Source organism: Baaleninema sp. (assembly GCF_049974805.1).
Taxonomy (GTDB): domain Bacteria; phylum Cyanobacteriota; class Cyanobacteriia; order Cyanobacteriales; family Geitlerinemataceae; genus Baaleninema.
The window spans coordinates 21,397-42,311 of the sequence record NZ_JBNGCO010000022.1; the positions used below are offsets into that span (position 1 = coordinate 21,397).

The 20,915-nt window shown below is 53.2% G+C and carries 17 protein-coding genes, 2 tRNA genes, 1 other RNA gene and 1 riboswitch; of the genes, 8 read left to right on the top strand and 12 right to left on the bottom strand.

Features of this window, described 5'->3' with window-relative positions; translation table 11 throughout:
* Positions 1-422: 422 nt before the first annotated feature.
* The 3 genes from ssrA to crtR all read right to left on the bottom strand — a co-directional run bounded on the left by ssrA (position 423) and on the right by crtR (position 4,049).
* Positions 423-810, bottom strand: a transfer-messenger RNA (tmRNA) gene (gene ssrA / locus ACP5D4_RS06540).
* A gap of 218 nt (positions 811-1,028) precedes the next feature.
* A complete protein-coding gene (locus tag ACP5D4_RS06545; protein WP_428010825.1) occupies positions 1,029-3,056 on the bottom strand; it encodes an ABC1 kinase family protein in 2,028 nt (675 codons plus the stop codon).
* Between the two features lie 84 nt (positions 3,057-3,140).
* Positions 3,141-4,049, bottom strand: a complete 909-nt coding sequence (crtR, locus tag ACP5D4_RS06550; RefSeq protein WP_428010826.1) for a beta-carotene hydroxylase — start codon at positions 4,047-4,049, stop codon at positions 3,141-3,143.
* Between the two features lie 212 nt (positions 4,050-4,261).
* Here crtR and ACP5D4_RS06555 point away from each other — a divergent pair, with 212 nt between their 5' ends.
* On the top strand, positions 4,262-5,023 hold the full coding sequence (locus ACP5D4_RS06555) for a COP23 domain-containing protein (RefSeq protein WP_428010827.1): 762 nt from the start codon (positions 4,262-4,264) through the stop codon (positions 5,021-5,023).
* A gap of 215 nt (positions 5,024-5,238) precedes the next feature.
* On the opposite strand, the gene ACP5D4_RS06560 is transcribed toward ACP5D4_RS06555, so the two are convergent.
* From ACP5D4_RS06560 to ACP5D4_RS06580, 5 genes are all read right to left on the bottom strand, one after another.
* Positions 5,239-5,712 (bottom strand): DUF4278 domain-containing protein, encoded by a 474-nt coding sequence (locus tag ACP5D4_RS06560; RefSeq protein ID WP_428010828.1) that lies wholly within the window; start codon positions 5,710-5,712, stop codon positions 5,239-5,241.
* A 48-nt stretch (positions 5,713-5,760) separates the two neighbouring features.
* A riboswitch (Glutamine riboswitch) is annotated at positions 5,761-5,852 on the bottom strand.
* A gap of 216 nt (positions 5,853-6,068) precedes the next feature.
* On the bottom strand, positions 6,069-6,191 hold the full coding sequence (locus ACP5D4_RS06565) for a hypothetical protein (RefSeq protein WP_428010829.1): 123 nt from the start codon (positions 6,189-6,191) through the stop codon (positions 6,069-6,071).
* A gap of 125 nt (positions 6,192-6,316) precedes the next feature.
* Positions 6,317-7,237 (bottom strand): homogentisate phytyltransferase, encoded by a 921-nt coding sequence (locus ACP5D4_RS06570; RefSeq protein WP_428010830.1) that lies wholly within the window; start codon positions 7,235-7,237, stop codon positions 6,317-6,319.
* A 38-nt stretch (positions 7,238-7,275) separates the two neighbouring features.
* Positions 7,276-8,154, bottom strand: coding sequence for a methyltransferase domain-containing protein (locus ACP5D4_RS06575; RefSeq protein WP_428010831.1), 879 nt, complete (start codon positions 8,152-8,154; stop codon positions 7,276-7,278).
* A 149-nt stretch (positions 8,155-8,303) separates the two neighbouring features.
* Positions 8,304-8,915 carry a hypothetical protein gene (locus ACP5D4_RS06580; RefSeq protein ID WP_428010832.1) on the bottom strand — a complete coding sequence of 204 codons (612 nt, stop codon included), beginning with the start codon at positions 8,913-8,915 and terminating at the stop codon, positions 8,304-8,306.
* Between the two features lie 508 nt (positions 8,916-9,423).
* Between ACP5D4_RS06580 and ACP5D4_RS06585 the strand changes: the two genes are divergently transcribed.
* From ACP5D4_RS06585 to ACP5D4_RS06595, 3 genes are all read left to right on the top strand, one after another.
* Complete coding sequence (locus ACP5D4_RS06585; protein WP_428010833.1) at positions 9,424-10,239, top strand: HpsJ family protein; 816 nt, start codon at positions 9,424-9,426, stop codon at positions 10,237-10,239.
* Positions 10,240-10,425: 186 nt separating this feature from the next.
* Positions 10,426-10,507 (top strand) — tRNA-Tyr (locus tag ACP5D4_RS06590).
* A gap of 8 nt (positions 10,508-10,515) precedes the next feature.
* Positions 10,516-10,587: transfer RNA gene (locus ACP5D4_RS06595), tRNA-Thr, on the top strand.
* A 125-nt stretch (positions 10,588-10,712) separates the two neighbouring features.
* Here ACP5D4_RS06595 and ACP5D4_RS06600 read toward each other — a convergent pair.
* Positions 10,713-11,696, bottom strand: a complete 984-nt coding sequence (locus ACP5D4_RS06600) for a succinate dehydrogenase/fumarate reductase iron-sulfur subunit (protein ID WP_428010834.1) — start codon at positions 11,694-11,696, stop codon at positions 10,713-10,715.
* A 77-nt stretch (positions 11,697-11,773) separates the two neighbouring features.
* Here ACP5D4_RS06600 and ACP5D4_RS06605 point away from each other — a divergent pair, with 77 nt between their 5' ends.
* Together ACP5D4_RS06605 and ACP5D4_RS06610 are read left to right on the top strand one after the other, a co-directional pair.
* Positions 11,774-12,727 carry a right-handed parallel beta-helix repeat-containing protein gene (locus ACP5D4_RS06605; RefSeq protein WP_428010835.1) on the top strand — a complete coding sequence of 318 codons (954 nt, stop codon included), beginning with the start codon at positions 11,774-11,776 and terminating at the stop codon, positions 12,725-12,727.
* A complete protein-coding gene (locus tag ACP5D4_RS06610) occupies positions 12,724-13,431 on the top strand; it encodes an actin-binding WH2 domain-containing protein (protein ID WP_428010836.1) in 708 nt (235 codons plus the stop codon). Before ACP5D4_RS06605 ends, ACP5D4_RS06610 begins: the two co-directional genes overlap by 4 nt.
* A gap of 156 nt (positions 13,432-13,587) precedes the next feature.
* Here the strand turns inward: ACP5D4_RS06610 and ACP5D4_RS06615 are convergent, their stop codons facing one another.
* Entirely contained in the window at positions 13,588-15,870 is a 2,283-nt protein-coding gene (locus ACP5D4_RS06615; protein ID WP_428010837.1) for a cation:proton antiporter, read from the bottom strand.
* 80 nt (positions 15,871-15,950) lie between these two features.
* Here ACP5D4_RS06615 and ACP5D4_RS06620 point away from each other — a divergent pair, with 80 nt between their 5' ends.
* Positions 15,951-16,844 (top strand): M23 family metallopeptidase, encoded by an 894-nt coding sequence (locus ACP5D4_RS06620; RefSeq protein WP_428010838.1) that lies wholly within the window; start codon positions 15,951-15,953, stop codon positions 16,842-16,844.
* Here the strand turns inward: ACP5D4_RS06620 and ACP5D4_RS06625 are convergent.
* On the bottom strand, positions 16,814-17,095 hold the full coding sequence (locus tag ACP5D4_RS06625) for a hypothetical protein (protein WP_428010839.1): 282 nt from the start codon (positions 17,093-17,095) through the stop codon (positions 16,814-16,816). The two genes, ACP5D4_RS06620 and ACP5D4_RS06625, sit on opposite strands and share 31 nt — an antisense overlap.
* A gap of 12 nt (positions 17,096-17,107) precedes the next feature.
* On the opposite strand from ACP5D4_RS06625, the gene ACP5D4_RS06630 reads away from it, so the two are divergent.
* A complete protein-coding gene (locus ACP5D4_RS06630) occupies positions 17,108-17,665 on the top strand; it encodes a late competence development ComFB family protein (protein ID WP_428010840.1) in 558 nt (185 codons plus the stop codon).
* Between the two features lie 454 nt (positions 17,666-18,119).
* On the opposite strand, the gene ACP5D4_RS06635 is transcribed toward ACP5D4_RS06630, so the two are convergent.
* The coding region (locus ACP5D4_RS06635) for a hypothetical protein (protein ID WP_428010841.1) at positions 18,120-20,915 on the bottom strand (2,796 nt) is incomplete at its 5' end.

Below are 20,915 nucleotides of genomic sequence, written 5' to 3' on the forward strand. Positions count from 1 at the left end.
ACAAACTGTCACTCTTCGAGTCATTTTTTATTAAAACGATAAAATGTTTTTTATTTTAAATATTTTCAACTTTTTGTAAATTATTTTGAGGAAATCGATCGACTCAACCCGAGAGCGATTTCAGCAATCACGAGATAAAAGCCACCTTAGAGATAATTTCAAGGCATTTCAGACGTTATACCAGTCCCAAGGCAACAGAGCTTTATTTTGTTATAATTTCGTATAATTTAAATAAATCAAAAACTATCGAACAATTTCAATTCGATCGAATCCCAAAAACCGCTTTTACAGGGAACAGAGAACAGTTTCTCCCCATCTCCCCATCTCCCCATCCCCTCATCCCCTCATCCCCTCCCTAAAAAACGACCCAATTTCCAAAGAAACCGGGTCGCTTATCAAATTGGGGATTCAGTGAGCGTTTGAAATGGAGCCTACGGGAATCGAACCCGTGTCCGCCTTGGGTAGTGACCTCACGATCGTTCACAGGCTTAGCTCTTTTTACCCTCAGAGCGGGGACCATCCATTATCCCGGATGGCGGGATGCTCTGGTAGAGTCTTTGCTAGAGCGCCGACCAGAGGCGACGAACTAGCGCATCCGTTGGGGTTTACCCATAGCCCTTAACGGAGTCAGACTATGAGTGCTCGAACCTGTTAGAGGTTTTTAGGCAACAGCAGCTGCCTTACGAGCGAAAGGAACGATGTTGTTCGCAGTTACTTTTTAGTTTGAGCCTTGGATTTACGAGAGGAGACTCACTCTCGGCCTGCATCACGCTTCGGATTTCTCCAACACGTCGAAACCATTAAGGCCCCCTGTATGGCGCGATGTCGTTCCTTTTTTTTCCTTACAGTTCTCATTATAGTACAAATATTCTAACGTGCCAGGGGGTCAGATATCGGGAATCCGGCGACGGAAGACGGTTTTCACGACTGCTTTTGACGAAAAGACGCCGCCGCGTTGCCTCAAACGCGGCGGCGAAAAACTTTCCAACGAGCAAGTGGAGAACCGAACGATCGAGACGGCGAAATCCCTAAGCCGATCGCGCCGGAGGTAAGGCGCGTTTGTTGGAATAGCGAACGGGAGCCTGGCGTTTCGGCTCATCGGCGAGGAAGACGCTGCGAATCAACCGCGCCGCCGCTCGCTGAGCCAAATTCCCTACGATTTCCTGTCCCATCTGTTGCGTTTCCGGTTTAGCTAACAAGTCGGGAACCAAACGCACCAGTTGCATGGGGTCGAAACCGGGGGTATCTTGCAGGATGTCCCAAATCCGCTTGACCCGTTCTAGGTTTTCTCGATCGCTCTCCGTCATTTTCTGCGGTTGCGCCGGACGGCTACCGTTGCGAGACAAGTTCAACCAGTCCCGTAACGCCGTATTCGTATTCTGCACCGCATCCTGAGACAGCAAATCGACGTTTTTCACCACTTCGTCCACAATGCGCTCGCGGATGAACTCGCCCCGTTCGGAAAACAGAAAGTCCAAAGCCTGATTCAACGCATTAGCTAAATCGTAATCGTCACTGTCTTTAGCGTTTCTCAACAGGTTCTCCAAACGGTTCCAGCGGAACTGTCCTTCCTTAAACAGCAACTCTCGCAGCGACGATCGCAACTGCGGCGACGGGTCTGTCAGCAACCGTTTCGCCACATAAGGATACGCCTTACTCAACACCTTAAAATTCGGATCGACGTTAATCGCAATCCCTTCGAGGGTCACGAGCGATCGAATAATCAGGGCGTAATAAGCCGGAACCCGAAACGGATACTCGTACATCAACGCCGACAACTGGTCGGTAATGCTCTTAAAGTTCAACTCCGCCACGCTGGCCCCCAAGGCGTTGTTAAACACCGACGCCAACGCCGGAACGATGGGCGTCAGGTCCGTATCTGGCGTCAAAAACTCCAGCTTGACGTAATCCTGCGCCAACCCTTCAAAATCTCGGTTGACCAAGTGAACCACCGCTTCGATGAGGCCGTAACGCTGATAGGTCTTGACCTCGCTCATCATGCCAAAATCCAGATACGCCAAGCGTCCGTCCGGCATGGCCAGCAGATTTCCGGGGTGGGGGTCGGCGTGGAAAAAGCCGTGTTCGAGGAGTTGTCGCAACGAACATTGCACCCCCACTTCGATGATATGTCGGGCGTCAATGTTCTGTTCGCGAATCGCCTCGAGGTTGGTGAGTTTCGTTCCCGTAATCCACTCCATCGTCAACACGCGACGACGGGTATAGTCTTCGTAAATGCAGGGGACGTAAATGCCTTTAACGTGACCGTACAGCGACGCGAAGCGTTCGGCGTTGCGGGCTTCGTGGCTGTAGTCCATTTCCTCGAAAATACGACAGGCGAACTCGTCCATGATGGCTACGAGGTCGCTGCGAAGCCGTGTGATGGTCTTCTGCGTGATTTGCGCCAGAGTTCGCAGCAGATAGATATCGAGGGCGACTCGTTCGAGCAAGTCGGGACGCTGAACTTTCACCGCCACGGTTTCGCCGCTTTTGAGTTTTCCTTTGTAAACCTGTCCCAAGGACGCCGCCGCGACGGGACGCTCGGAGAGTTCGGCGTAAATTTTATCGGGAGGTGCGCCGAGTTCTTCTTCGATGAAGCGATAGGCCACTTCGTTGGGAAACGGCGGAAGTTGGTCTTGTAGTTTACCCAGTTCGTCCAGGTACAGCGGCGGTACCAAGTCGGGGCGCGTCGAGAGAGCTTGTCCGATTTTGATGTACGCCGGACCGAGTTCGGTGAGGATTTCCCGCAAGCGGACGGCTCGGCGGCCTTCGTGTTTGGCTGTGTTCCCCGTCCGGCGATCCCACCACAGACTCAGGAAGAACATCAGAAACGGCCAGACGATTTCTAAGAAGCGACCCCAGACGCGAAACGGCCGCTTGCGATAGCGAGCCGAAACCATCTCGGGGTCGTAGCGTAAGGCTTTGTTGTCGTCGTCGAAGTCGTCGTTTCCTTCGATCGGCTCGAGCAACGCTTCTTCAAGGGGTCGATCGGACGCTTCGAGAGAATCCGGAGCGGTTTCGATCGCGCCTTTGGGCGGTGTTGCGGTTCGAACATCCATAAAAAATCTGCCACCGATGTGAGATCGCTTAATACATTGTAACAATTCTCACCATCGCGTCGAAAGGGGGATCGATCGCCACACCTATTTTACTTTCGCCTTGTTACTGTGAAAGCGAATCCCCAAAAATACGTCGTAGAGGAAGCTAAAGAAGTTTTTACCCCCCTGAAAAATCCCCAGAGATTGATCGGCGCCTTTTTCATCGAGGAGGGATTTGGTGGCGTAGTAGGCTCCTTGATAGCCGTACCAGGGAATCGAGGGCCAGAGATGGTGAATGAGGTGATAGTTCTGTCCCAAAATCAGCACGTTGAGGATGCGACTGGGATAGACGCGGGCGTTTTTCCAGCGATCGCGTTCTTTAAAGGGGCGGTGGGGAAGATAGTCGAAAAACAAACCGAGCGCCAATCCCACCACCAGCGCCGCCGAAAACCAGTAATTTAAAATGTAGCCGACAAAGCCGTAGTAAATTCCCAATCCGACCACCGTAAACAGGAAGGCTCGGCTGAGAAACCATTCGAGAAGTTCGTATTTCCGCCAGAGCCGACGTTTGAAGAAAAAGATTTCGTGGTAGAAAAACCGCGCCGCAATCATCCATAACGGTCCGCCTGTCGATACAAAATGATCCGGATCGTTTTCCGGATCGTTGACGTTGGCGTGGTGTTGCATGTGGACTCGCGTAAAGACTGGAAACGCGAAGCCGAGCATGAGGGCGCTGCTGTGGCCGAGGACGGCGTTGGCGACTTTATTCTTATGGGCGACGTTGTGGGAGGCGTCGTGAATCACGGTTCCCGCCATGTGGAGGGCGGTGACGTTCATCAGAAAGCAGATAAAACCCGGAAAGTTCCAAACCCAGTAGCCGAGGACTGATAACACGACTAATCCCGTGGCGCCCAACATCAACAAGACTGTTGGATTGATTAACGCTTCGGGGGGTCCGAGAAATTCCTTGGGAACCGTCGTGACAGGCTTCGGCTCTGAAGCGATCGCAGTCATATGCTCTGTATTTTATAGATGATTGCGGATTATTAACTTTCCGATGGTAGCAGGGAAAGATGAAGTTTTGTCAAGCACGGTACAGTTTGGGGCGATCTCGCTGGGGTTTTGGCAACTTTTTGCGGAGAAATCCGTCTGAACGTAACGAGCGGTCTTGCGAACCCTCTTGTTGCGTCGGGGTCGTCCGCCGTGCTGTTACGATTTGATGGACTATGTTTAACTCTATTGCTCGATCGATCGGTCCGAAAACCTCTCTGGCGGTCGGCGTCGCGGTTCTCTTAGGAACGATGGGAACGGCGATCGCGCAAATTCCCGAACTTCCCCCCTCCTCGGAACCGTCGGAGTCCGAACCGACGCCGCCATCCCCCGACACCAGTTCCCCTCGCTTCACCTGTGAAGGGATTAACAACCAGTACACGGTGATGTACTATCCCGAAAGCCAACCGGGTCGGGGCTACGCTTGGGCGTCGCCGACGCAACTCGGCGGCGGATGGACGCCACAACGTCGCTGTGAGGAAATTAGCCGCCGTCTGGAGTCCTATCGCCCCGATGGGTTGTTGGAGTTGGGAACGGCGGTCGAAAACGGTTACGATATCGTTTGCGTGACCACTCAAGCCAATCCCGCCTGTCGCATTGTTTTGACGGTTCCTCCCGGTCAAGACCCTCAACAAACTCGGGATTTAGTGTTTGAAAATATCGTCCTCGCCGATGCGGGAACTTCCACCGATGCGGTGATGGCGTTAACGGGAGAAGGTCGAGAAATTCGCGAAATTGAAGAGTTGTTGGGTATCGATTTACCGGGCGGACTTTCGGGCGATCGAGCGCCTCAAAGTTCGGCTTGGGTAGACTTGCGACCGTTTCTCGACCCCGCTGACGGTGGCACGGGTGCGCAGTTAACGGATTCTAATTACAGCCATTCTCCCGCCCCGTCTTCTCCCAAGAACCCCCGCTTCAATCCCGAAAATTTCCGTTAGGAATTCCGAGATTTTATAGAGAATCAAAGTTTAAAACAGGGGTGTCTCCCACCTTTGCGGGGGGATCTGTCTCTGTGGTGAGTGGAAACCCAGCTTAAGCGAAAAAAGCTCGATCTCTGAATTTCATCGATCGAGCTTTATCATGGTGCTAGTCGGGGCAAACGGCGTTTGCCCCTAGCAGTTATCGTTACGAAATCTCTTCTCTTAGCTTTAGCTTAGCTTACGGCCACTGCACTCGGACCGTAGGTGGCGCGATCGCCCGCATCGACGAAGCGATGGAACTGACGCCAGTATTCGTCCACATCGACCGTTAAGCCGACTTCAGACGCCAAGCGGTTCAACATGGTTTGTTGGCGTTGGCGCGTGGCCACTTCGCCTTTGAGCATCAACTCGCGCATCCGTTGTTGCAAAGAGACCGCCATAGCGGGTTCCGGTGCAACTTCGGCGACGGGTGCCGGAACGGTTTCTGGTTGAACCGTCGGTTTGGGCGCGTCTTCAGCAGGTGCGCCGTTGGTGCGATAGGCGACGCCGCGATATTTCAGGTCGAGGGTCGGTTGCAAGACCAAGGGTTTCTTGGGATTGCGGAATCGCACGTCAATTCCCCGGTAGGTTCCCACCAGATCGCTCGGGGTGGTTTCCACTTCAGGGGGAGTGTAATCGTAGGGGATACCGCGATAGCAGAGTTTCATGGTTTTCGCCTCCATTACGTGTCGTGACTGTGTATCGGGTTCGATAGAGGCGCGTTCCTTCAGGATCTCTCCCTACTTCCGTCCTCCCGCCCGTTGGCTCTCTACAACTCGAGCCGTGCGGCGCGAAGAGGATGAACGATTGGTTTTCTGTCTGTGTTTATTATTACAGTTAACGGCTTTGGCTGTCAATTGAATGTCAGGGTTACATAACAAAACACCCGCGCGAGCGGGTGCGATCGATCGGTCTTGAAAACGGGGTTCGATCGAGAGTTCGGAAACGAGGTCGTTTGTCGTTGTTTGTCCGAACTCGATGCGATCGCGGCTATTTCAAGCTAAATCCCTCAAAAACCAAGGATTTAGTGAGCCGATCCGTTTCCGTGGTACTTATCGGTATCGTAGTATCCGTTCCGCGTCCCGAAAAACAGGCACAAGACCACGAAAACCGGGGTAATCGCGAGAATTAAAGTTTTAACGTCCATGACAACTCCTTTATGTTGAGTCCCTTAAGGATGAGTGCATCACTCATATTATGCGAGATGGGGATGAGGAGATGAGGGGATGAGGGGATGAGGGGATGAGGGGATGATGAGACAGGGTTCGCCGTTCACTGCAACAGACAAGACATCGGAAACATAATGTATTCGAGGAAAAAGAGCTTCCAGATAAATTGGTAAAACCGGGAGATCGAAGTTCGATCGTCCAAATCCAAATTCCGACGACGCCACCACAACAACGCCAACACCGCCAAATGTGTCGTCACGACGAGAGTTCCGTTGGCGTCGGGAAGCCACAACCACCCCCCCACCGCCATCGCTACATCGCACAGCGAAATGACAATTAAAGCGAGGCGAGACACCGCAGAGGCCCCCAGACGAATCGTCAGGGTTGAGATGTTATAGCGTTTGTCTCCCTCGAAATCGGGAATATCTTTAAAAATGGCAATAGCGAAGGTAAAGCCCAACACGAACAGCGTCAACGCCCAAACTTCCGGCGACAGGGGAAATCCATCGTTGAAGTGAAGAAACAGCCCCAAATTCACCACCACACCGCGCACGGTAAAGATACAAAACGACGCCCAAAAGGGAAACCGTTTCAACCGCAGCGGCGGAAGCGAGTACGCCGTTCCCAAGGCGAGACTGACGGCGACAGTCGCAAACAGCCAAATTCCCTGAGTTGCGGCGACGGCGAGAGCAGCGATTCCCGTCAAACCGACAATCCCTCTTCCTTGAGAGGGGGAAAATTCCCCCGACGCCAGGGGAAGATGGGGTTTGTTGACGCGATCGATCTCAATATCTTCGAGTTGGTTCAAACCGACGATGTAGAGGTTCCCGCACAAACACGCCAACCACGCCCACAGCGGCGGAAGTAAACTGGCGGTGGTGAATTCGCCGACGCCCACCGCTAGGGCGAACAATCCCCAAACGCTCAAACTCGTACCGACGATGGTATGGGGGCGGCTAAACTTCCAAAAGGCATAAAGGATCGATCGAGTCTTGTGCCATTGGGCGATCGGTGTAGAATCCATGCAACTGTCAGGAATATGGGTTTTTCACGATTTTCAGTCTAAACCACGGGTTTAGTTCCACAGAGGACGCCGTAACGAATCAAACCCCGTTGGTAGCCGTCGCGCATCAAACCGATGGCTAACGCCCCGCGTAGGGTTTCCCATCCCGATTGCAGGATACCCAAAACCACTGCCGGATCGAAGGCGGAATTGAGAACGTCGTTCCAAAAGGGGGCGACGGCTTCGGACCAATCATCGGTTTTTACGTTTTGAAATCCCGTTTTCTGGGCGATTTCGGCGTATTCGGGCAGAGAAATCACGTAAGGCAGGTGGTAAATCTGGTAAATTTCCGATAAATGCTGAACTTCTGAAGCGGTGAGGCGTCCTTGGCTTTCCGAGATGGGGCGGTGACACCAGGTGGCCAGGACGAAAGTACCGCCGGGTTTGAGGAGGCGGTAACATTCTTCGATAAATTGGGTTTTGTCGGGCATATGTTCGCCGCTTTCGAGAGACCACACCCAATCGAAGCTGTTATCGGTGAAGGGAACGTTGAGGGCGTCGGCGACGAGGAAGCCCAGAGAGCCGCTCCGTCGGGCTTCGGCGGCGCGTTCGGCGGCCCGTTGGGCTTGAACGGGGCTGAGGGTGATTCCGGTGGCTTTGGTGTCGTATTTGCGGGAAAGGTAGAGGCTGCTTCCGCCGACGCCGCATCCGACATCGAGAACTTGGGTGTTAGACGAGAGCGGGGTGGCGTTACCGCAGGTTTCGACCCACTGTAGGAGTTGTTCGAGAAGGTCGATTTGGGCTTGTCGGCGATCGAGGTTTTGCGGATTTCGATCGCCGTAATAGCCGTGGTGGAGGTGTTCGCCCCAAACTTGCTCCCAGAGTTCGGTGGAACTGTCGTAGAACGTTTGAATTTGACGGTAGAGGGTCGAAGTCATCGTGAGTTCTGCGGGTTGGCAACGTTTCTAGTGTGGCATTGGCGGCGAATTCTGGAGGAGGCGAGAGATCGATTCTCGCTCGATCGCAAAAAAACGCCCCCCAGAAAAGGAGGACGTAGGGAGTGAGAACTTTAAAACGGTGAGGCGGCTTAATTGAGGGCGATGGTCTCGCTGAGATTTCCCGGCGTGGCGAAGACCCCTAAACCTTCCGGTTGCGAGCAAGCGTAAACCCCTTCACCGGGAAGGGCGGTAAAGCCGGGGCAATTTCCCCAAGTGCAAGCAGTCGCCGCCATGTAAGCGTCGTAATCTTTCTCCCGCAAACATTTCGCCCAGGCTTCGGGATCGTATCCCGAAGACGCACATTTGAGGGTGTTCGCCAGTCCGATCGCTTTTAAGCCACAGTCAGCGGCAACACTACAACCTTCTTTGGTAAATACCATGCCACTTGTGGGGGGACTGCTCGGATCGACGGAAGTTCCGGCGTATAGATTATCCATACGGCTGGGGTCTTGCAGGAGAGCTGTCGGTTTTTCGGCAAAACTGGCAACCTCAGTATCGGCAACTAAGCGGCTCGACAAGCTATTGAGGAAGTTCGTTTGCATGTTGTCGAGGGCCACTTCTCCATCAACAATCATTTGAAGGTCGTGGTCGCTCTCGGTGCCGAAAATGGGTAACGCCTTCGCGGGGGCAGCGGCGACGCTACCGAGTAGTAACAAGGCGGTTGAGGTTAGGGCAGCGAGGTGCTTTTTCGCGATGGACATGGTTCGGGTCTCTGTGTTTTTACGTAAATTTTGTATGTTGCAAGCAATGTCTTCCGTGTTTGTTCGGAATTTTAAAATGCTGACAAGGAGAAGGGTTCTTGCTAGGAATAAAGCAAAAAATACAATACCTAATTTAATGGTATCCGAGGTAAACTAAAGCGTCAATTCAATTGTATGTAAAGAAATTGTGAAGTAAAAAAGTGAATTTATGCAGCTTTTGTAAAGTCAATAAATTGACGTTGGTGAAGAGTTCAGGCGACCATGTAACCATTGCCAAGTCAGGGCGACATCGATGCCGATTTCTCTCCCTTCAGCGATTCCCTATTTTAGGGAAGTTGGGCGAGAGCGGAAAAATACCCAGGAGTTACGCAGTTGTCGGTCAAGAAATCTAGTGTTGGGTTCCTGTCTGGGGGCGGAAATCACGGAATTTCGTTAACCACTGGCCTGCTGCGTAAGTCCTAGGACGATTTAATTCCAGTTGCCATAATTCTATCGGTGGATTTTTCAGATGAAGGTACAAGAGCGAAAAAAAACACTAGCTCAAGCAGCCAGAGCCTTAAAACTGGCCGGTACGACCTTAATTTTTATATCGCTACTTAACTACCTGCTGTTACTGTTCCCTTTAAACCTCGGTGAGGTGACGTGGTGGCTGAACTTCACTTCGCAAATTGTCGAGCAGGGGGTGGTTCCGTTAATCGGAATCGGAGCGATTTTCGGGGGGATTGGCTTTGAGACGATGGTGGGGCGGGCTAAGGAAACCGATAAATGGGTTCAATCTACGAAAACCCTGGCGTTTCGTTTGTCGGCCGTTCTGGCGGCAATTTTCGCGATCGTGATTCCGATTCATGCGTTGTCGGCGATCGCAGCGAGTCGTCAAGCCATGACAACTATCGACGAGAAGGCAGCGGCCAGTATCGAACAAATCGACGTGCAGCTTCAGCAGCAAAAACAACTGTATCTGAGACTTTTGGAGGAGTCGCCGGATTCAGAGACGATGGTTCGGGAGTTGGTGGGGGACGAACCGCTATCAGAGGAAGAGTTAGCTCAGTTGCAGGAGTTGCGCGAAAATCCGCAAGCGTTAGACCGCCAAATTCAGGGGATTCGCACGAGTTTGCTCGAAAAGGTTCAACAACAGAGTAAGGAAGCCAAGGAAGCCTCCAAGCTGGGGGTTTGGAAGTCGATCGCCCGGTTGGGATTGTCGAGTTTGCTGTTAGCCGCCTGTTACTTCAATATCGCGTGGGTGGGGTTGAAGGGTTCCAAACGCCCGAAAGTGACCCGACGTCCGCCGCCGACTCAGGCATCAGACGAGACGTTTATACCCTAATGTCCTTCCCCTGAAGGGGGCTATGGGCGATTTCGGTGGCGTCTGAGGGGGGCGCGATCGCCCCGCCTACCGCCGTTTTAGCGGAAATTCAACTTTTTTTCCGAAAGGGGGTTGCAATTTCAAATAGCTGTGCTAAGATATAAATCTGTGACACAGAAACGGTGGTCACGACAACTGAAGAAATGAGGGTCGGTGCCCGAGTGGTTAATGGGGGCGGACTGTAAATCCGCTGGCTACGCCTACGCTGGTTCGAATCCAGCCCGGCCCATCTTCAGCGCCCGTGTAGCTCAGCGGTAGAGCACACCCTTGGTAAGGGTGAGGTCACGAGTTCAAGTCTCGTCACGGGCTTTTTTTTGTGCCTTTTTTCGGCGTCGACTGTTGCCGCTTGGCGACTTTCAAGCCCAAGACGTATAAGATCCCCGACATCTTGGAGATGTGGGGGATCTGGCAGAATCTAGGGTGAAATCGATCGCTTAAGACTTCGTTTCGGCTCGCACGCGATCGACAATCCCGCGAACTTCCGCCGTTCCCTCTGAAGGATCGAACCCGAGAGGCAGCTTACCGGAAACCAACAACCGCAACCCCAACGGCGCAATACTCAACAACCCTCGGATATCGCGGAAGTAGTTCCCCACCACCTGCACGCCAAACTTGCGTTCGTCAATCCAGCCCCCCTCGCGCACTAACTCCACGAGAACCTTACGGTGACGCACGGCGGTACTGGTTTGAGGATCGCTCTGTTCGAGGATTTGGCTTTTCACCTCGCCGATGCGATCGAGCGGTGCCACCTCCATCGGACAGACGGAATTACAGTAATAACAGCGGGTACAGCCCCACACGCCGGAATTTGCATTGTTGTAATTTTCCAATCGTTCCTCGGTGCGATCGTCACGGGAGTCGAACACCAGGCGCTGGGCTTTCGCCAAGGCGTGGGGTCCGACAAAATTCTCGTTGACTTCTAAAGCGTTGCATTCGGAGTAACAAGCCCCGCAGAGGATGCAGTTTCCGCTGCTGTCGAATTTTTCCCGTTCTTCGGGGGATTGCAGAAACTCCCGTTCGGGAACCCGTCGCGCGTTGCTACTCACGTAGGGATCGACGGCATCGAGATCGTCCCAAAACCGCGTCATATCCACTACTAAGTCTTTAATCACGGGCATATTGCCCATGGGGGCGATCGCGATCGCCGGAACGTTCCCGTTCGTCGTTTCCAGCCGTTTCAGTTCGCTTCCCACGTTTTCCTTACAAGCGAGGGCAGAACGTCCGTTAATTCGCATCGAACAACTGCCACAGATGGTATTGCGGCAGTTTTTGCGAAAGGCGAGGCTTCCGTCTTGTTCCCATTTAATCCGATTGAGACAGGTTAGAATCGTGTCGCTCGGTTCCACGTCGAGGGTGTAGCTTTGGATGCGAGGGGCGCGATCGCGGGTTTGTCGGAGAATGTGAAATTCAACTTGCATGACGGGCGGTTTCTGGAAGGGTATCGATCGAAACTGATAACTATTTTAGGCAGCCATTGCCCAGTGAGGAGAAAGCCATGACACCAATCGATCGCACGAACGGGAAGCCATTGACGAGTCGGCGACGGTTTTTAAGCTGGAGTCTGGCGGCGGCGGTGGCTTCGGTTGCGGTGGAAACGCAACGACACCGCGTCGCTGCTGAGACAACCCCAGACGCCACCCCCGACGCTACCCCAGACGACACCGAGATTTACGTCAGTACCGCCGAAGCCTTCCTCGAAGCCATCGGTTCCAACCGTACCATTTTCGTCAACCCCGGAAGTTACGATTTAACGAATGTCGATCGATCCGCCGCCAGCGATGCGGTGAACTTCGAGGCGGTTCACGACGGCGAACAATTCCATATTTACGGCGTCGAGAATTTAAAAATTATCGGATTGGGAGCGCGATCGCCCCGATTGCTGGTACGCCCCCGATACGCCACCGCTCTCAGTTTGATTAACGCCCAAAACGTCGTTTTAGACAACTTGGAACTGGGACATTTCCCCGATACAGGCTATTGCAGCGGCGGCGTTCTCGGCTTAGCCGGATGCCACCAAATCGAAATTAAAAATAGCAATCTGTTCGGTAGCGGCACTTACGGATTTATCCTCCGCAACACCCAAAATTTCATCGCCCGCAATACCTCTGTCCGCCATTGTACCTACGGCATCGCCTCTTTAATTTCCGTCACCGACAGTCAGTTTATCGATTGCGAGTTTGCCTACAATCAGAAATTTACCTTAATTTATGCCCCCGACTCTTCCGGAATCGAATTCAACGGTTGTGAGTTTAACGATAATGCCGTATCGGACGAGTATTCCGCGATATTTGATGCCAATCTCGCCAACGCCATCGTTCTTGAAAATTGCAAGTTCGAGAATAACGCCGCCGATACTTTTTCCCTCAACCCCGAAGCGTTCGATCGCATCGCGAATACGGCATTTATTAACAATACCTTTCGAGATATGCCTAACCGAGGTCAAACATGACAATTCAGAAACGACAACCCGTTGAAGGCTACTTTTCCGTCCTCATGAGTCTCTTGCGCGATCGCGTGGGATTCATGGCAGAAATCTCTCAAGGAAAACAGGTTAAATACAAAATCACAGCCCTGCTCTTTTCTAGTTCGATTTTTTTTGCGGTTTACGGTGCAATTATCGGCTCGTTTAGCACCTGGATGCAAACCCTTTCTTCGGCAGTCAAAGTTCCGATTTTATACCTCATGACTGCCATTGTTTGTTTCCCAACTCTCTACTTTTTTAACGTTTTATTTGGGTCTCGAAAAAGCTTGACTCAACATCTGGCAGTCCTGACGGCATCCCTGGCTTCTATTAGTATTTTACTCTTTAGTTTCGCCCCTGTCACGCTGTTTTTCCTGATTACGGCTCCCGATTATAGTTTCTTTATTCTGCTCAACGTTGCTATCTTTGGATTGACGGGAGTGGTCGGGGTATTCTTTCTCTATCAAGAGATGCAAATGATGTCCCATCAAGACGATGTAAACGGCCATCAAAACCGCAAAAACCTGTTACAAGCCTGGTTGTTTCTCTTTGCCTTTGTGGGTAGCCAACTCGGTTGGACGTTGCGTCCGTTTTTCGGCGCTCCGGGGGAACCCTTTCAACTGTTCCGAGAATTGGAAGGCAACTTTTATCAAAGCGTGTTGAACGCCATCGGAAACTTGCTGGGCTTTTGAGTCGGTTTGAGCGTTTTTTGAGAAGTTGGCGATTTCTCATCTCGTCGCGAGATTTCTGTCGTGGCTAGATCGTCGTGACGAGATCCCCGGCATCTCCAAGATGCCGGGGATCTTATAATTCGGCTGGAATTCTGGGGATCTTCTATAGGCGTTCTTCTATTCTGAAACTATTTCTTCCTCGACGGTTTCGCTGGATTTCGCCCACTCCCGCAGGCGATCGATCTGCTTTTCCTTCCCGCACAACAATAGGCGATCGCCCGATCGCACTGGCGTCCCCCCGTGAGGGAAACGGATAAAACGTCCCTTTCGCCGAATCGATCGAACCTGCACCCGAAACCGACGGCGCCAGTCCAACTCCGCCAACGTTCGATCGACCGCCGGACTGTCCTGCGAAACCTGCAACCACACAGAGGCGGGGCGATTCTCCAGAACCGCTACTTCTCCCGTCGCCAACTGCTGAAACGCCGCCAACTCCGCATCCTCTCCCACCACCAACAAACGATCCTTCGGTAACAACGCCGTCGTCGCATCGGGATAATCGATTTCCTCCCCTTCCTGACGCTGAATCGCCATCAGCGTCACCCCCGTAAGCTGTCGTAAATTCGCCTGTTCCAACGTCATCCCCAAAAGCGGCGATCCCGTCGGTAACGACAACCAACGGCTGTTTAACTCCTGCGCCGCCACCTGCAAGTCTCGCGCCACCACATCCGGTTCCCGCTGCGGACGCAACTCCAAATAATGACTGTTGCGAATCTGTTCCACTTCCCGAGAAATGCGAAACGGCGAAAGTCCCAACGCCGCCAACAGGTGCGATAAAAGCTCCAAACTACCCTCAAACTGCGGCTGTACCACCTCTTTCGCCCCCAGTTGATACAGCAGTTCGATATCCTGTTCCCGGTTCGCCTGAACCACAATATCGAGGTCTGGCGCCAACTCCAAAGCCCGTTTCAAACACAGCCGCGTACTCATCGCATCCGGAAGCGCGATGGCCATCGTGCGGGCGCGATCGAGATGCGCCCCCTCCAACACCCGCAAACTGGAAGCGTTCCCGTACAAATACGCAATACCATCCGTGCGGGCCTGTGCGATGGCCGCTTCCGATCGATCGATCGCCAACACCGGACAATTGGGCGTTTCCCGCAATCGCCCCACCAAATTTCGCCCCACCCGGCCGTATCCACAAACCACCACATGACCCTCCAGAACGCTGTCTTCCGGTTCCACCACCGCCGCCGCAGTCCCCTCAAAATAGGACTGAAACATCGGCTGCGTTTCCAGCCAATTCAACAACATCGGCACCCCTCGCAAAATAAACGGCGTCACCACCAGCGTCAGGGCGGTAGTTCCCGCAATCGGCAAATACACCGACTTGGACACCAACCCTAACATCTGCCCCTTACTGGCCAAGACGAAGGAAAATTCCCCGATTTGCGCCAAACCCAACCCCACCAAAATCGACGTTTTCAAGTCGTAGCCGAACAGACGCACCAGAGGAACCACGATGAGGGATTTTCCCAACACCACCAAGGCCACGAACCCCAAAATAGAATCCAGATGTTGCCAGAGAAACAGAGGGTCGATGAGCATTCCCACCGACACGAAAAACAGGGCCGAAAACACATCTCGCAGAGGTTCCACGTAAGTTAGAGTTTGGTCGGCATATTCCACTTCCGAAATGGTCAACCCCGCCACGAACGCCCCCATTTCAATGGAAAAGCCCAATCGATCGGTCAAAATAGCAATCCCCAAACAGAGGGCGACCACTCCCAACAAAAACAGTTCGTCGCTTTCTCGCTGCGCCAAAAACCTCAACAGAGGCGGAATCGCCCATTTCCCCGCCGCCACCGCCGCCAAACCGAAAAGTACGATTTTCAGCAACGCCCAAGCGACGGCGAGTCCCAACTCTTCCGGGGAAGCGTTCAACGCCGGAAGAACCGCCAGCATCAGCCCCAGGGCTAAGTCCTGCACCACCAGAATCCCCAACATGACTTGACCGTGGGGGGTTTCCGTTTGGTTGCGTTCCATCAGGGTTTTGAGGACGACCGCCGTGGAGGAAAGGGAAAGCGTCGCCCCTAAAAACACGCCTTGGATGGGGTCGCTGGCCCAACCGACGAGGGGGAGGACGACGGTGGCGACCGCGATGGTGAGGAGAATTTGCAACGCACCGCCGCCGAGGGCGATACCCCGGACTTTTTGCAGTTCTGTGAGGGAAAATTCCACCCCCAAGGCGAACAACAAAAAGGCCACGCCGAACTGGGCGAGGGTTTCGACTTGTACGAGTTCTTTAATCCAACCCAGGCCGGTGGGGCCGACGGCGACGCCGCCGAGGAGATAGCCCAGGAGGACGGGTTGGCGCAACAGGGAAGCCAGCAAACCGCCAGCGGCGGCGGCCGCCAAAACGGTGACTAAATCTAAAATCAGACGGAAGTCTTCTTGCACGGGCGAAAGGAGAAAAAGGAAAAGTGTTAAGCTTTCAAAATCAAGATAGCGAGTTTTGGCGGTAGGCGAAGACGTTAATCATGACCTGCGATCGAACCTTTTGTTTTAGCCCTCCAAGCGGATTTCTCTCTTCAGCGGTGTCGGCCGCGACGGTGACACTGGCTGCCCTGGCTTCCCCGGCGGCGGCGTTGGAAGTGCGCGTAGTTCCTGACAATCCCCGGTTGGGGGATACCTTGTCGGTGTTGGTGGAAACGGAGACGGACAACGCTACGGTGCCGACGGTTACGGCTAACGGACGGCGGTACGAGACCTTTCCGGTGGGGACAAACCGCTATCGGGCGTTTTTACCGACGACGCCTTTGGAACGTCCGGGTGTGCGTCAGTTGCAGGTGAGCGGCGACGGAACGGTGGAAACGGTGTCGGTGAATGTGGGCGATCGCGATTTTCCCATTCAAGAGATTTGGCTTTCTGCCGAAACCAATGCCATTGAAGGGACGGATTACGAGTTCGATCTCGTGGATGCTTTCAAACAATTGGTGACGCCGCAGCGGTTTTGGACGGGGCCGTTTCTGACTCCGAGCGACGGCCCGGTGACGACGGTGTACGGCGTGCGCCGCTACTATAACGGAGAGTGGGCGGGTAATTACTACCATCGCGGCATCGACTACGCCGCCGCCACGGGTGCGCCAGTTCGGGCGGCCGCAGCCGGACGGGTGGCTTTGGTGGGGCGCGTTGAAGAGGGCTTCGAGTTACACGGAAATACCGTGGGCATCGATCACGGTCAGGGTGTTACGACGATTTATATCCATTTGAGCCGCATTGACGTGCGAGAAGGACAAATGGTCGAAGCCGGTCAGACGATTGGGGGCGTGGGTTCGACGGGAATTTCTACGGGCCCTCATTTGCACTGGGGGCTTTACGTGCGCGGCGAATCGGTCGATCCTTATCCTTGGCAACACTTGGGGTTGAAATAGAGTTGAACCGTTGGGCGATCGGGGTTTTCGGACGGTTGCAACGGAATTTCAAGGCTGAGGTTTAAGGCTGAGGTTTTAAGTCTGATGTTAAACGTCCGACGATCGAGCCATCGATTGCCGTTTCGATCGCGCCGACGAAAGCAGTATAATTTCAGAGTTTCTCGCCCACCCGGAATGTCTTTTTTTTGCGATCTCCCCCGTCGCATCCATCTACCGACTGAGCCGGAGACTTCAACATCGATGTAACGCATAACGAATAGGCTATGAGTATTGTCAAAATTGTCGAACAGGCGCTGGCAGATGGTTATCTCACGCCCGTCATGGAAGCGGAGGTGGGACGAATCTGTAATACGGCTTCCGAACTCTCGATCGAGGAATATATGGCGCTCGATCGCTTGATGGGGGCCCTGTTAACCGGGGACGTGGTGGTACTGCCTCGCAAGCAGTTTATTAACGTCATGGAAGAGTTGGTTCTCTCGGAAACCATCGCCAAGGTGGCAGAAATTGAGGCGACAACCGATAGGACGCTCGATGTGGGAGATATTGCCGCCTACGCCCTCAACCGACTCCCTCCCCTCTACGCGACGACGGAAGAAGGGGCCAACTTCCAAAGAGCGCGGGCGAAAGAACAATTGTTAGATTTGATTGCCAAGCAAGTGAGCGACGCGATTCAGCAAAACTTGGCACATCCGGATTTCTTCCCCGAACGACAACTTCTCGGAAAAACCGATCCGAAAGAGGTTCTTTCGCAAGTTAGTACCTTGTTGGAAGCTTACGCTCAAAATATCGAGGCGACCGAAGATAAAGCGAGCGATTTGTAATTGCCAATTTGATTTTTTAAGCGGGTTTAAAGTCCGGAATTGGGTATTGTTAAAACGATGTCGTATAGCCCTGGCGAAGGGTATTGCAGACCGTTTGCTCCTTGATTATCTTAGACAGAATCCGCTTCTGAAATTTTCAAATTACCCTTGTTTCGGGTTTCTACAACCGCGTTGAATTAACGCGGTTTTGTTGTTTTATTCGCAATATAGATTTTTATAGATTTTTAGCAAATAGAACTGATACAAAAACTCGTTTTTTAAACAAAATCTCGTTATTCGGGGACGAAAAAATCGGGTTTCTTAACCGACAAGTACGCAACTCCTATAATATATAATTGATAGAAAACGTTGATGCTTTTCCACGAATCCGTTCGTCCTATGAATTGATTAAAAAAACAATTAAAACGCCACCGATCGGACGATAAACGATCGCGGAGAGGCGATCGATCGTCACTCACGGTTTACTGTTGGCGAGTTTTGCACTGAGGGGGTCGCGGAGGGTTTGGCGGCTGTGGCGGGTCAGGAATTGGAAATACTGACGCCAGCGGTTGCGTTGTTCGGGGTTAGACCGATAGGTTCGATCGTCGTCTCGGACGAAGGTAGGAGTTTCGCGAAGTCTGGCGTATCGGGGTAATTCTCGGGATTCGGCGGTCAACCAAGCCTCGTTGGGCGGGGTGGGAACGAGACCCGAGGGAAGTTCGCCGTCGAGAAAACGCGCGATGCGATCGCCGGTTCGACGGGTGGGAATTCCTCGCTGTTCCAGGCGCTCGAAGATGTCGGGTACGGAAAACGACCCGTCGGGACAGGTTTCGAGGAGTTCGCGAAACAGAAACCAATCGCTGTATTGATGGCGTTCTAAAAAGTCTCCCGAGGTTTCGGTCACATCGAAAGTTTCTTGAAAGTGGGGTAACAACGCCAACCCCATCGCCGTTTCGCTGACGCCGAGGGGAAGCGTCGGCGTCTCGAGGCGAACGGCGTTCGGTAATTTGTACCGCAACCATCCAACGAGACTCGATCGCAGAAGGGAATCGCCGAGACACAGAACGCGATCGATTCCTTCTACGGATATCCCCGTTACGCTCAACAGTTGGTTGAATTCCCGATTGAGCCATTCTAGCCAGGGTCGGAGAATTTGGCGATCGAGGGTTTGGCGATCGAGGCGGTGGCGACGACCGTTCAACTCAAATTCGATGTAATGGATCTCGGCGAGAGCGGTGTCGATGTCTGCAATCAGTTCTTGTAGGTGAGGCCAGGACGGCGAACTGTTGAGTCGCTGGCGAAACGCAATGCGGGTTTCAAGGTCGGGACGGCCGGTTTCGGGAACGCGATCGCTCTGGCTGAGGCCGAATTGCTGAGATAACTCGGGGTCGTTTTCCAAAATCCCCTTCACCACAATATCTTCCTCGACGGCTCGTTTTCCGTAGGGGAAACAGCGAGACACGAACGGTTGAGGAACGAGGCGTTCTTTCCCCTCCACGAGGTTGGCTAAAGTCACCGACAGTCCGTCGAGTCCCGCAACCATGACTAACAGACTTCCGCGAGGGGAGGACGGGGACGGTGGCGACTCCTGGGAATCTTCGCTGTGGTGTAATTCAAAAAACAGCGTGGCGATCGCGCGATCGAGGAAAAATACACGGTCGGGACGGGGGGTGAGTCCCGCTTTCAAAATCGCTTCTCGCAAGTTGAAGCGATAAGCTTCCTCAGAATTGGCGGTTTCTCCCACCACGACGCCGCCGAGTTTGGAAAAAAGCGAGGCGATATCGGGAACCTTAGCGGGAACGGGAGGAGACCCTTCGTAAGGTCGAGCGGTTTTGACTTGTTCGAGGAGCGATCGCAAGGCGTCGCAGACTTCCGATAAGGGAAGTTCGATCGTTTCCGTCCACTGTACCACTGGGCGATCGCGTCCGGTTTCGTCAGTCCACGGAACGCCGACTTCCAGACCTGGCTGAAACGGGTTTATCCGAAGTTCGTTTTCCTCGCCGGTTTCACTCATGGCGTCGAATCCCACCGTCCAACCCTCCTCCGACCGAACGGCCACTGAGGGAAGCTGAAACACTGGGGAACTGTGGCTTTCCCGTTCCCACCCCAACGGATAGAGGGAATTCGTCTCGCGATCGAACAGAACCGCCGACAGTCCAGCGTCAGTCCAATCGAGACCCAAATACCAGCTTCGATGGTGGTCGTTTTCCAGCCAAATCGGTGGCGGAACGCTGACGCGGCGAGGCGGTGGCGGAAGTGGCGGACGCGGGGGAGAAACGGCGGCGTCTTCTAAGGACTCTTCTCGAAACACGAAGGGATTGACGAATTCTTCTTCGTCGCCGTCGAAAAACGCCTCCGCGAGTTCCTCGAACGCCTGTTCTAACTCCTCCACTACCTTGTCGGACGTTCGCTGTGAGGGGGGTTGAGATTCGGTCGGGGAATCGAGGGCCCAGTCTAAGGCGGTTTCGGGACGTTCGAGGTCTTGAAGATCGGCTTCGAGTTGGTTTCGCGTGGTCTCGTCGAGATCGAAGTCGCGGCCATTGCGATGGCTTCCCGATTCCGTCTCCCTGTCTTCGGGAAGTAAGACATCTTCATCGGGACTGAGAAGTTGTGGGTTTTCGTCGTCTTCGTCGTCGAGGCGATCGTCGGCGGCGGCCAGGGATTCCCCTCGCAGTTCGTTTAAGGTTGAAATGGTATCGCTGGCCGTTACGACACCGGGGGACTCGGAAGACTCTTCGTCCTCGCTGTCGTCTTCGTCAGACCAGAGAAAAGGAGCGATCGCAGCCTCGGCGATTTCTGCGTCCGCGTCCGCCTCCGCGTCCTCAACCGCCTCGGCGATGGGTTCGGATAAGGATTCGCTTTCGACAGCGGTTAACTCGTTCGCTGCGGCGTCTTCCTCGAATTCCTCTTCGACTTCTATTTCTTCGACTTCTATTTCTTCGACTTCTGTTTCAAACGCAGCGAGAATTTCGGCTTCTGACGGTTCGGCTTCGGCTTTGACCACCTCTTCGAGAATTTCCTGTTCGATATGCTCTTCGTATTCGGTTTCTTCTTCACCGAGAAGGGATTCAAATACGGCGAATTCGCGATCGAGTCTTTCTTCTTCCCCCGACTCTTCTAATTCAGCTTCAGTTTCTACTTCTTCAGTTTCTACTTCTTCAGTTTCTACTTCTTCAGTTTCTACTTCTTCAGTTTCTACTTCTTCAGTTTCTACTTCTTCAGTTTCTACTTCTTCAGTTTCTACTTCTTCAGTTTCTACTTCTTCAGTTTC